At 32.9% G+C, this 12,979-nt stretch carries 10 protein-coding genes, 1 pseudogene and 2 riboswitches; of the genes and pseudogenes, 10 read left to right on the top strand and 1 reads right to left on the bottom strand.

What is annotated here, in order from left to right; translation table 11 throughout:
- Window positions 1–149 precede the first annotated feature (149 nt).
- On the bottom strand, window positions 150–2,243 hold the full coding sequence (locus tag M2651_RS14020) for a glutamine synthetase III family protein (RefSeq protein WP_252132962.1): 2,094 nt from the start codon (window positions 2,241–2,243) through the stop codon (window positions 150–152).
- Between the two features lie 380 nt (window positions 2,244–2,623).
- Window positions 2,624–2,721: riboswitch (TPP riboswitch) on the top strand.
- A gap of 111 nt (window positions 2,722–2,832) precedes the next feature.
- Between M2651_RS14020 and thiC the strand changes: the two genes are divergently transcribed.
- The 10 genes and pseudogenes from thiC to M2651_RS13970 form a co-directional block, all read left to right on the top strand.
- Window positions 2,833–4,131, top strand: a complete 1,299-nt coding sequence (gene thiC / locus M2651_RS14015) for a phosphomethylpyrimidine synthase ThiC (protein WP_252132961.1) — start codon at window positions 2,833–2,835, stop codon at window positions 4,129–4,131.
- Window positions 4,132–4,296: 165 nt separating this feature from the next.
- Window positions 4,297–5,295, top strand: coding sequence for a calcium/sodium antiporter (locus M2651_RS14010; RefSeq protein WP_252132960.1), 999 nt, complete (start codon window positions 4,297–4,299; stop codon window positions 5,293–5,295).
- Between the two features lie 125 nt (window positions 5,296–5,420).
- A pseudogene (locus M2651_RS14005) lies at window positions 5,421–6,220 on the top strand (amino acid ABC transporter substrate-binding protein).
- 22 nt (window positions 6,221–6,242) lie between these two features.
- Window positions 6,243–6,884, top strand: a complete 642-nt coding sequence (locus tag M2651_RS14000) for an amino acid ABC transporter permease (RefSeq protein WP_252132959.1) — start codon at window positions 6,243–6,245, stop codon at window positions 6,882–6,884.
- 12 nt (window positions 6,885–6,896) lie between these two features.
- Complete coding sequence (locus M2651_RS13995) at window positions 6,897–7,580, top strand: amino acid ABC transporter ATP-binding protein (RefSeq protein ID WP_252132958.1); 684 nt, start codon at window positions 6,897–6,899, stop codon at window positions 7,578–7,580.
- A 113-nt stretch (window positions 7,581–7,693) separates the two neighbouring features.
- Window positions 7,694–7,794, top strand: a riboswitch (purine riboswitch).
- Window positions 7,795–7,896: 102 nt separating this feature from the next.
- Window positions 7,897–9,060, top strand: coding sequence for a 5-(carboxyamino)imidazole ribonucleotide synthase (locus M2651_RS13990; protein ID WP_252132957.1), 1,164 nt, complete (start codon window positions 7,897–7,899; stop codon window positions 9,058–9,060).
- A 17-nt stretch (window positions 9,061–9,077) separates the two neighbouring features.
- Window positions 9,078–9,572: a 5-(carboxyamino)imidazole ribonucleotide mutase gene (gene purE, locus M2651_RS13985; RefSeq protein ID WP_252132956.1), complete on the top strand. Its 495-nt coding sequence runs from the start codon at window positions 9,078–9,080 to the stop codon at window positions 9,570–9,572.
- A 165-nt stretch (window positions 9,573–9,737) separates the two neighbouring features.
- A complete protein-coding gene (gene ppcA / locus M2651_RS13980) occupies window positions 9,738–11,333 on the top strand; it encodes a phosphoenolpyruvate carboxylase (protein ID WP_252132963.1) in 1,596 nt (531 codons plus the stop codon).
- Window positions 11,334–11,436: 103 nt separating this feature from the next.
- The gene (locus tag M2651_RS13975) at window positions 11,437–12,621 is read left to right on the top strand and encodes a trans-sulfuration enzyme family protein (RefSeq protein ID WP_252132955.1); all 1,185 of its coding nucleotides are present in this window, start codon (window positions 11,437–11,439) and stop codon (window positions 12,619–12,621) included.
- Between the two features lie 169 nt (window positions 12,622–12,790).
- On the top strand, window positions 12,791–12,979 hold a 189-nt coding region (locus M2651_RS13970; RefSeq protein ID WP_252132943.1), incomplete at its 3' end, for a type I restriction-modification system subunit M N-terminal domain-containing protein.

Here is a 12,979-nt window from a genome sequence, read left to right as displayed (position 1 = left end):
CACCTCACGGTGGACACCCTTGTCTTAAGCTAACGGTTGGTACTATCAACCCCCGTATCGGACTTTCACCGACAAGATTACGCCCATGCCGGGCGCACAAATAAAAGAACCTGCACTAAACTTAGTACAGGTTCTTTTTAAAATCTTTATTAAACATTAAATAACATATCAGCGTAAGTTGGTAATGGCCATATGTCTTTATCTACTAAAGTTTCAAGCTTGTCAGCATCAGTTCTTAAAACAGCCATTTTTTCAAATACGTCGAATCTGTAAGCTGCAGCTTGTTCGTAACTATCTCCATGTAATGAAGCAGCCTTTTCAATAGCTTCTTCAAGAGCAGAAATATTTTTCTTTAAGGAAGCTGTTAAAGTTGATACTTCTGTTAAAAGTTCAGCCTGTGCTGATACATCAGCAGCAACACCTGTTGCATTTATTGTATTTATTGAAGTAGCAAGCTGTGTTGCAAATTTAATAACAGCTGGAAGTATTTCACGTTTAGCCATATCAACCATTGTAAGAGCTTCAATATTTATAGTTTTAATGTAATGCTCAAGTGAAATTTCGTATCTTGATTGCATTTCTACTCTGCTTAGAACACCGTGTTTTTCCATAACTGCTAAATTCTTTTCATTTATTATAGCTTTTATAGATTCAACAGTTGTTTTTATATTTGGAAGACCTCTTCTTTGAGCTTCTTCAACCCATTCATCAGAATAACCATTTCCATTAAATATAATTCTCTTATGGTTTTTAACTATTTCTTTAAGAATTTGCTGTACTTCAGCATCTACATCAGTAGCTTTTTCAAGTCTGTCAGCAATCTGACTTAAAGTTTCTGCAACTATAGTATTTAATGTAAAGTTTGCTGCAGCAATTGAAGCTGATGAAGGTACCATTCTGAATTCGAATTTATTTCCTGTGAATGCAAATGGTGAAGTTCTGTTTCTGTCAGTTGCATCTTTTGGAAGAGCAGGTAAAGTTGTAACACCGATTTTTAATTCTGATGTACCTTTTGAGCTTGTTGCACTTCCGTTTTCAAGCTGCTCTAATATATCTTGTAATTGATCTCCAAGGAATATTGAAATAATTGCTGGAGGAGCTTCATTTGCACCTAAACGATGATCGTTTCCTGGGTTAGCAGCAGAAACTCTTAATAAATCTGCATATTCATCAACAGCTTTTATAACTGCACAAAGGAATACTAGGAATTGCTCATTATCATGTGGAGTACTTCCTGGTTCAAGAAGATTCATTCCATCATCAGTAGCCATTGACCAGTTATTATGCTTACCAGAACCATTAACTCCTGCAAATGGTTTTTCATGAAGCAGGCACACAAGACCGTGTTTTAGTGCAACTTTCTTTAATATTTCCATTGTAAGCTGATTGTGATCAGTTGCTATATTAGTTGTACTGAAAATTGGAGCAAGCTCGTGCTGAGCAGGAGCAACTTCATTGTGTTTTGTTTTAACAGTAATTCCAAGTTTCCAGAGTTCTTCGTCTACTTCCTTCATAAAATCAGAGATTCTTTGTTTTAATGAACCAAAATAATGATCTTCTAACTCCTGTCCTTTTGGAGGTTTTGCACCAAATAATGTTCTTCCTGTAAATATAAGATCTTTACGTTGATCGTAGTATTTTTTATCTATAATAAAATATTCCTGTTCAGGTCCAACTGTAGTTATAACTCTGTTAGAAGTCGTATTGCCAAGTGCTCTTAAAACACGAATAGCCTGCTTTGATAAAGCTTCCATTGAACGAAGTAATGGAGTCTTTTTATCAAGTGCTTCACCTGTATAAGAACAGAAAGCAGTAGGAATACATAATGAACCGTCTTTTATAAATGCTGGTGAAGTACAATCCCAAGCAGTATATCCTCTAGCTTCAAAAGTAGCTCTTAATCCGCCGGAAGGGAATGAAGAGGCGTCAGGTTCACCTTTAATCAATTCTTTACCGGAGAATTCCATTATTACTTTTCCATCTCCTGTTGGGGATATAAAGGAATCATGTTTTTCTGCAGTTATACCAGTTAGAGGCTGGAACCAGTGAGTAAAGTGTGTTGCACCTTTTTCAATAGCCCAATCTTTCATTGCACCTGCTACAACTTCAGCAACTTCCGATGTTAATGGTAATCCTTGATCTATTGTCTTTTTCAAAGCTTTGTAAGTAGCTTTAGGAAGACGTTCCTTCATAACAGCATCACTAAATACGTTTGAACCGAAAATTTCACTTATTTTGCTCATTTTTAAACTCCTCTCCTTAAACGTTCCAATAGACTTTTATTTATTTCATATATAGAAGGATTTGTATTATTATTGCCTTCTAATAATTCAAATAAAACAATAATTATAATCTTATTATATAAATATACAAGTGGAATTTAAGTAAAAATTATTTGATTTTTTGAAATTTTTATTTTTGCTACCTGCAATAGTTTACTTAAGTTGATTGATTTTTAAATTGATAAAAATTGCAGCGTAAAATTATCATATTATTACTTCAATATTTTGGAATGATAATAACATAAAAAATTCTGTGACGATTACTTATTAATTCAAGCGTATAGAAATTATTTTACAAATATATCGATATAATGTATAATTATAGTAAATAGAATAGTTAATCTACTTGCTGGGGGTGCCGTAAGGCTGAGAAGGAATTTCCTAACTCTAGGAACCTGATGTGGTTAGAACCACCGTAGGGAAGCAGGAGGTCTGATTGCAAAACAGAGCTTGCTTTTGGCAAGCTTTTTTATTTGGAATTTTAGATAGAACAGCCTTATGCATTCACAGTATAGGGGTGTTCTATTATTTTTATAAGGGAGTGATAATAGTGAGTTATACAACACAAATGGATGCAGCTAAAAAGGGTATAATTACAGAAGAGATGAGAATAGTTGCTGATAAGGAAAAGATGGATGTTCAAGAACTTAGAAAATTAGTTGCAGAAGGAAAGGTTGTAATACCAGCAAACAAAAATCATAAATCTTTAAGTCCGGAAGGTGTTGGACAAGGTTTAAGAACAAAGATAAATGTTAATTTAGGAATATCAAAAGATTGCTGCAGCATGGAAAAAGAACTGGAAAAGGTTAAGATAGCTTTATCCATGAAAGCAGAGGCAATAATGGACTTATCAAATTACGGAAAAACAGAACAATTGAGAAGAAAAATAGTAAACATGTCTACAGCTATGCTGGGAACAGTGCCTGTATATGATGCTATTGGTTTTTATGAAAAGGAATTAAAAGATATTACTGTGGACGAATTTTTCAAGGTTGTAGAAAAACATGGAGAAGATGGTGTAGATTTTATAACAATACATGCTGGTTTAAATAAGGAAACAGCTGAAACTTTTAAGAGAAATCCAAGACTTACAAATATAGTTTCAAGAGGGGGTTCGCTTTTATTTGCCTGGATGGAATTAAATAAAGCTGAGAATCCATTTTATGAATATTTTGATAGACTTTTAGATATATGCGAAAAATACGATATGACAATATCGCTGGGAGATGCCTGCAGACCGGGATCAATAAAGGATGCTACTGATGCATCACAAATAAAAGAACTTATTGTTTTAGGTGAACTTACAAAGAGAGCTTGGGAGAGAAATGTGCAGGTAATGATTGAGGGACCGGGGCATATGCCTATAAATGAAATTCAAGCTAATATGCTTCTTGAGAAAAAGTTATGTCATGGAGCTCCTTTTTATGTATTAGGGCCATTAGTAACAGATGTTGCTCCAGGATATGACCATATCACATCAGCAATAGGAGGAGCAATAGCAGCTGCAAGCGGAGCAGATTTTCTTTGCTATGTTACACCAGCTGAACATCTAAGACTGCCTACTCTTGAAGATATGAAAGAAGGTATAATTGCGTCAAAAATAGCAGCACATGCAGCGGATATTGCCAAAGGAATTAAAGGTGCTGTTGAATGGGATAATGCTATGAGTAAGGCAAGAGCAGATTTGGATTGGGATAAAATGTTTGAATTATCTATTGATGAGGAAAAGGCAAGAAAATATAGAGAGGAATCTTCTCCTGAACATTCAGACAGCTGTACTATGTGTGGAAAAATGTGTTCCATGAGAACTATGAAAAAAGTTTTAAACAATGAGAATTTAAATATGTAATTAATACTAAGCTACAGATAAGTTTAGAAAGTCAATTAAATAATGAAAGATGTTTATAAGAGCGTTTATCTTAATGGATAAATGCTCTTATATATTTTCATAATATAATATTAATGTTATTATTTAATGGTATTATTATGATTATAAAATATTGGAGGTTTTTAAATGTTGTTGGTATTTTTACTATTTGCTTTAGGATTATTTATCATTATTAAAGGCGGAGACATATTTGTAGATGCTGCTGTATGGTTTGCTAAAGTTACAGGTATGCCGAATATTCTTATTGGAGCTACAGTTGTAAGTTTGGCTACAACTTTGCCGGAACTTTTCGTTTCTACAATTGCTTCTTTTAATGGAGCGCCAGAAGTAGCTATAGGTAATGCTATAGGCTCAACTATATGTAATATAGGATTAATACTAGCTTTATCTATGATATTTATGCCGGGTAATGTAGATAAGACGTCGGTAAGAAATAAAGGGTTGCTGATGATAGGATCAACAATTGTAGTTATGCTTTTAAGTTTAGATAAAGTTATGTATTTTTATGAAGGTTTAATTCTGCTTTTACTCTTGATTTTTTATGTATACTTAAATATAAAAGAAGTTAAAAGCAATAAGGAAATAGCTGTTGAATCAATATCTTCTGAAGAAATACAAAGAGATAGAAAAATAGTAATTACCAATATAAGTAAGTTTGTACTTGGATCAGTATTAATAGTATTTGGAGCAAGACTTTTAGTAGATAATGGTATTAAAATTGCGGAATTTTTAAAAGTTCCTCAGGCTGTTGTAAGTTTAACTTTAATTGCTCTAGGAACATCACTTCCAGAGCTTATAACTACTATAACTGCTATAGTTAAAAAACATTATGATATATCTGTAGGAAACATAATTGGAGCTAATATATTAAATGTTACTATGATTTTAGGTACTTCATCTATTTTTTCTTCAAATGGATTAGTTATAAATAATAGGACATTAAATATTTTTAACAATGTTTATGTAATACCACAAACATTATATATAGACATTCCTGTTTCCTTATTACAAATGATAATAGTTGTTTTACCAGCTATGCTGTTTGGAAAGTTAAAACGCTGGCAAGGTATTACTGTGCTTACAATTTACATTTCATATTTAATATTTTTAGGAGTAAGTTTATAGAATTTTTAATTGGTATAAATTTCATAGAGACTGCCTCTATGAAATTTAATATTACATATTGACTTTAACAATTTAACATGATAAAGTAAAAGTATAAATTGATTAAAAGAACGGGAGATGTTAAAATGAATAAGAAGTTAAGAAATATATTAGCAGTTGGAATTATAGCTGTAACAGCATTAAGCGCAATAGGATGCAGCAAAAAGTCACAAGAGCCTGCAGTAAAAGAAAAGCTTGTTTTAGGTTTTGATGATACCTTTGTCCCAATGGGTTTTAAGGATGATAAGGGAGAGGTAGTAGGTTTTGATATAGACCTTGCTAAAGAAGTAGCAAAGAGAATAGGAAAAGAAATAGTATTTCAGCCTATAGAGATTGGTCAATGAAAGAATCAGAGCTTAACTCAAAGAAGATAGACTTAATTTGGAATGGTTATACTATAACTGATGAGAGAAAAGAAAAGGTTGCATTTACAAGACCATACTTAGATAACAGACAAGTTATAATAACTTTAGCTGATTCAAAAATAAACAGCAAAGCTGACTTAAAGGGTGCTAAGGTGGGAGCACAAAATCAATCCAGTGCAGTTGATGCAATAAATAAGGAAGCTGACCTTGTAAAGAGTTTTAAAGACGGAAAGATTTATACTTTTGAAACTAACAATGACGCTTTGATGGATTTGGAAGCAAAAAGAATAGATGCAGTAGTTGCAGATGAGATTTTAGTAAGATATTATATAAATAAAAAGGGTGCAGATAAGTACAAAATATTAAAGGATGACTTTGGTAGCGAAACTTATGGTGTTGGTGTAAGAAAAGAAGATACTGATTTATTAGAAAAGCTTAATAAGACTTTTGATGAAATGAAAAAAGATGGTACTGCTAAAGCTATCTCTGAAAAATGGTTTGGAGAAGATATTTTTAAATAAGAGCCTATAGAGGAGGATTTTCATGGATAACATAATTAACCTGCTGCCTCAGGTATTTGAAGGATTAAAGGTGACGCTTCAGGTATTTATACTGACATTAGTTTTTTCAATACCTCTCGGTATAGTGGTGTCTCTAGGAAGATTAGCTAAAAATAAAATAATAAGCAAGGTAACAGGTTTTTATGTTTTAATAATGAGAGGAACTCCTCTTTTACTTCAAATTGTATTTGTATTCTTTGGGCTGCCTGTTGTAGGCATAGTCTTTGATAGGTTTCCAGCAGCTATATTAGCTTTTACCCTTAATTATGCAGCTTATTTTGCAGAAATATTTAGAGCGGGAATAGCTTCTATAGATGAGGGGCAGTACGAAGGTGCCAAGGTTCTTGGATTTCCCCAGAAGTATGTGTTTTTCAAAATTATACTTCCTCAGGCTGTTAAAAGAATTCTGCCTGCAGTAGCAAATGAGGTTATTACACTTGTTAAAGATACTGCTTTAGTATATGTAGTAGGATTGGACGAGCTTTTAAAAATTGGCAAGATAGCTTCAAACAAGGAAGCATCTTTGGTGCCTTTAATAGTGGTGGGAGTTGTATACTTAGGCTTAATCGGTATATTTACAGAGCTATTTAAGAGAATAGAAAAAAGGTACAGCTATTATCAATAAGGAGAGATAGTCATGCTTAAAGTAGAAGGATTGGAGAAAAACTTTGGTAAAAATAAAGTTTTAAAGGGTGTAAATCTTGAACTTAAGGAAGGTGAAATTACTGTAATAGTAGGCCCTTCTGGTGGTGGTAAAACAACTCTTTTAAGATGTATTAACGGACTTACAGCTCCTGATAATGGCTCAATATCAATAAATGGAAAATACTTATTTAAAGATGGAAAAGCAGCAGATAAAAAAGATGAATTAGAGATAAGAAAAGATATAGGTTTAGTATTTCAAAGTTTTAATTTGTTTCCTCATATGAATGTTCTTGAAAATATCACAGAAGCACCAAGGGTAGTACTAGGCATTGAAAAAAGCGAAGCAGAGAAGAGAGGAAGAGAAATATTAGGTTTTTTAGGTCTTGAAGATAAACAGCTTAATTACCCTTATGAGCTTTCAGGAGGGCAAAAGCAGAGAGTTGCTATAGGAAGAGCACTTGCTATGGAGCCTAAGCTTATATGTTTTGATGAGCCTACCTCTGCCTTAGATCCAGGCATGACAGGTGAGGTTGCAAATTTAATAAAAAAATTAAGCCGGGAAAAGTCTATGACGGTTTTAATCATTACACATGATATGGCTTTTGGAAGCCAGGTGGCTGATAGAATTTTATCCATGAATAACGGAATATTAAAGGAAGAACATATGTATATGTAGATTATAAACGGTTAACAACATTTTGCAATTAAAAGTGATAAAAGTTGTTTACCGTTTTTTGCTTTATATATTAATATTGATGATATGCAGTATTAATGTTAGAATTATAGATATTAAAAATAAAATATTGCATCCATATAATCCTAATAATATGGTTTAGGAGTTTCTACAGATTGCCGTAAACTATCTGACTATGGGTGAGTTTTTAAAATAAGGGCAGCAGCTTATTCTGATGCTTTATTTGTATTTGAAAACTATCACCCTGGGACAATTGTTTCCAGGGTTTTTTACTAAAATTTTTAAAAGGGGTACAGCTATGCTAAAAGAAAATTTTATTTCAAAAAAGGTAGGAATAATCGGCGGCGGCCAGCTAGGCAAGATGATATTAAACGAAGCAAAGAAGATGTCTATTTATACTGTTGTTCTTGATCCAAGCAAGGACTGCCCGGCAAGTTCCTTAACTAATGAACTTATAGTTGCAGGTTTTGATGATAAAAGGGCATTAGAGGAATTAGCTGAAAGGGTTGATGTAATAACTTATGAATTTGAGCATATATCTATTGAAGCTTTAAAGACACTTGAAGCTAAGGGCTATGTAATTTATCCGAGTGTAAAAAGTCTTGAGATAATACAAAATAAATATAATCAAAAGATGAAGCTTAAAAAAGAAGATATTCCTTTAGGAGATTTTATAAAGGTTGAAAGCATTGAAGATATTAAGAAGAGTGCAGAGAATTTTGGTTACCCTATAATGCTTAAATGTGCTCTCGGTGCTTATGATGGTAAAGGTAACAGTCTGATAAAATGTGAAGAAGAAATAGTAAAGGCATTTAAGGAGCTTGGATGTGGGAGCCTGCCTCTTTATGTAGAAAAGTATGTACCTTTTATAAAAGAAATATCTGTACTTTGCTGCAGGGGAGATAATGGTGAAACGGTAGTGTATCCAGTTGCAGAGAATAAGCATAAAAACAGCATATTATTCGAAACTTCTGTTCCGGCAGAAATAAGCTTTGAAGAAAAAGAGAAAGCTATGGAAATTGCGAAGAAAGTATGTGAAATTTTTGAAGGTGTTGGAATGTTTTGTATAGAAATGTTTTTAACTGATAAGGGAGAGGTGCTTGTAAATGAAATTGCACCAAGACCACATAATTCAGGACACTATACAATAGAAGGCTGTATAACATCACAGTTTGAAAATCATCTTAGAGCAGTAATGGGACTTCCTCTTGGAAGTACTGAGTTATTAAGACCAACGGTTATGAGAAACCTGCTTGGCGAGGAAGGTTTCAGTGGGGAAGCAAAGGCAGTAGGCATTTATGAAGCTTTAAAAATACCAGAGGTAAGTATTCATATATATGGTAAAAAGTATACAGCTTCTCAAAGGAAAATGGGGCATATTACAGTAACTGCTCCATCAGTTAAGGAAGCTAGAGAAAAAGCAGAAAGGGCACATAGTTTAGTTAAAATAATTTCTAAGTAAGTTTGGAGGTTAATAATATGAGTGCAAAAGTTGGAATAATAATGGGCAGCGATTCGGATTTGCCAGTAATGAAGGAAGCTGCAGATATTTTAAAAGAGTTTGGAATTTGCTATGAGATGACAATAGTATCAGCCCATAGAACTCCAGATAGACTTTATTCTTATGCAAAGGAAGCTAAAGATAGAGGAATTAAAGTTATTATTGCAGGAGCAGGTGGAGCAGCTCATCTGCCAGGTATGACAGCAGCATTAACATCTCTTCCTGTAATTGGGGTTCCAGTTAAAACAAGCAGTTTAAGCGGTGTAGACTCTCTATACTCAATAGTGCAGATGCCCCCTGGTATTCCGGTAGCTACTGTTGCAATTAACGGGGCGAAAAATGCGGGTATTTTAGCTGCACAGATTTTAGGAATAAATGATGAAGCTATATATAATGCTGTAGTAAAATATAAGAATGATTTAGAAGAAATGGTGCTTAATAAAGCGGAGAAGATGGAACAGGAAAATGGATAAATTCAAAATGAGAAAATTGAATACAAAATATATTTATGTTGCAAAATTTGTGTTAATTTTAATGGAAAATACTTTAAAATAATTAATTTTTATGCTAAAATTGAATAAAGCAAATTTTAAAAATTCATTTTAGGAGTGGTATAAGTGGATAGATTTCCAAGTTCTATGATGACGCAGCATCCAGACAATGTAGACACATATATATCAATACAGCAGGAGCCGGAAGAGGCTATTAGAGGATTAACCTCACAAGATGAAGGGGGACTTGGAATTGAAGAGGTAATGATTGATTTTGAAGGAAAGCTTACTCCTTATCATCAGACTTCTCAAATTGCCCTGGGATTAATCAGTAAAGGAATTATTCCAGGAAAAGATGTAGCAATAACTCCAAGGATACCAAATGCAAATAAGGAATCTGTTTTCAGACAGCTTATGAGCATAATGTCTTTAGTAGAGACTAATGTTCAAGCTTATAAACATACAAAAGTTCAGGCAATTACAGAGACTATAGTTCCTATGGTGGAAACTGGAATTGAGATTTCTCATTTTCAAGATAGAATTAATTCTGTTATTGAACTAGGAAATAAAAATTATGATATTCAATTCCCTTTAAACAGTATAAGAATAATACCCCTTATTGAGAGTGTACCATCCCTTGTTGAAGTGGACAAAATTTTAGAGGAGTTTTATCATATTTCAGAGGAAAAAGGCCATAAGATAGATTATTTAAGATTTATGATTGCACGTTCAGATTCTGCCATGTCTTATGGGATGATTACTGGAGTACTGTCGGTAATTATTGCAATAGATAAAGCTTATAAATGGGGTAAGGAACATGGAGTTGAAATTTCTCCAATTCTTGGATGTGGTTCTCTTCCTTTCAGAGGACATTTTACAGCGGAAAATGTAGAAAATATGGTAAGAACCTACTCAGGAGTAAAAACTTTCACTATACAATCTGCATTAAGATATGACCATGGTGATGAAAAGACAAAAGAAGCAGTAAATAAATTAAAGCAGTATATTAAAGAATCTGTTCACAGAAACTTTTCAGAAGAAGATATAGAACTTATGCAGGATTTTATAGGTATTTTCACAAAGCATTATATTAAAACTTTTATAAAAGTTGTTAATACTGTAAACTTTGTAGCAGACTTTATACCTAAAAATCGTGACAGACTTACAAAAGCAAAGACAGGATTGGATTATGTAAGAGAAGTACCTAACCTTGAAAATATTGCCAGAATAATTAATAATGAAGAGCTTAAAAAGGAGCTTTTATCTATAGATACAAATGTAGAGTACTCTGTTCCAAGAGCTATTTCATTTACAGCGGCAATGTATACTTTAGGGATGCCTCCGGAATTTATGGGAATGGGAAGAGGTTTAAAAGAGATTAAAGAAAAGTATGGACAAGAAGGTATTTTAAAACTTAAAGAATTTTATCCTCAAATAAGAGAAGATTTTAGATTTGCAGCTCAATTTGCAAATGCTAAGGTGTCAAGAAAAATAATAGATGAAGCAGCACGACTGGAATACGAAGAAGATCTTAACTTAGTAAATGAAATATTAGAGCTTGGATTTGATTTTGATTTTCTTAGTGACAATGAGTTTTATCATACTCTGTTAAAAACAACAAGACCTATTTTAATGCATTTAATTGGAATGGAAGAAGATTTAATTCATAATAAAACAGAGGAATTAAAGATTCTTAACGAGTGGATTATTAGAATGGGTAAGCTTAGAGGAAGTATTGGTTAGTTTGTATTAAACCTCTTCTTAGGAAGAGGTTTTTTATTTATAATAGATTTGTAATAAGTTTATAATGTTTGTAATAAATTATGTTAGTACTGGGGGAATTACAGTGGAAAAAAGTTTTGCAACACAGCTTGTGCATTTAGGAGAAAAAAACCCTCCTTCTGTTTCAAGAACAAAAACACTGCCTATTTCAATGACTTCTGTTTTTGTATATGATGACGTAGAAACTTTAGATATGGTGTATGAAGGGAAGGAGAAGGGATATATTTATTCAAGAATGGCAAATCCTACTCAGGATGCACTTCAGGAAATAATGTTTAATATAGAAGGCGGAGAAGCAGCACAGGCTTTTTCATCAGGAATGGGAGCTATAAATATGTCTATATTAGCTCATGTGCAGGCAGGAGATCATATTATTGCAGCAAATGTGCTTTATGGAGGCAGCTATCAGTTTTTAAAATCAGAACTTATAAAATTTAATATTGAAACAACTTTTGTAGATGTAATAAATGAAGATATTGATAAGTATTTCAAGCCCAATACAAAATTAGTATATGTAGAGACTATTTCAAATCCTTTAATGGAAGTAATTGATATTGAAACTATTGCTAAGAAAGCTCATGCTCATAATGCAAAACTTATTGTTGATAATACTTTTGCAACTCCAGTTATCTGTCAGCCATTAAAACTAGGGGCAGACGTAGTAGTATACAGTGCTACTAAATATCTTTGCGGACATAGTGATGTAACAGGCGGAATTGCTATTGCAGATAAAGATACTATGCAAAAAATTACAAGCACAGCAGTGCTTTATGGAACAATGATGAGTCCGTTTGATGCCTGGCTTCTTGTAAGAAGTTTAAGAACTTTAGAGCTTAGAGTAATTCAACATTCTAATAATGCTTTAAAGCTTGCTCAGTTTTTAGAGAAGCATGAAAAGATTGAGAGAGTATATTACCCAGGATTAGACAGCTCTCCATTTAAAGCTTTAGCAGATAGAAGCTTTTATAATAATCTTTATGGAGGAATGTTAAGTATAGACTTAAAACATGGGGAAAAGGGAGCATATGACTTAATAAGAGAACTAGAAACTATAAAGTTTGTTCCAAGCTTAGCTGGTGTAGGAACTACAGTTTCTTATCCGGCAAAAACCTCACATAGAGCTTTAAGCGATGCAGAACTTGAAAAAGCTGGAATATCTAAGGGGTTAATTCGTGTTTCTTCAGGTCTTGAAAATTCAGAGGATTTAATTGCTGAATTTGACAGAGCTTTAAGTAAGGTTGGTCTATAAATTCATAAAGGCTGCACTAAAAGCTGTTTTATGCTTTAGTGCAGTCTTTATGATTTGAATTAATTGGAAATTTTGTATAAAAGATTGAAAGTTTTAGCTGAAACAAATAGAATATTATTGTATACATCAAAAAAATAGAGCATTATTAATTTTGAGAGGAACTGAAGAAATGTTAAATGCAGAAATTAAGAGCAAAATAGATAAACTATGGAATAACTTCTGGTCAGGGGGAATTTCAAATCCTTTAACTGTAATAGAGCAGATATCATATCTATTATTTATAAAAAGATTAGATGACGTGGATAATGCTAATGAAAAGAAAGCTAATAGAATAGGCAGACCCTTTAAATCAGTATTT

The sequence above is a fragment of the Clostridium caldaquaticum genome, from assembly GCF_023806125.1.
Taxonomy (GTDB): domain Bacteria; phylum Bacillota; class Clostridia; order Clostridiales; family Clostridiaceae; genus Clostridium_AT; species Clostridium_AT caldaquaticum.
This window is presented reverse-complemented; position numbering and strand designations above follow the sequence as displayed.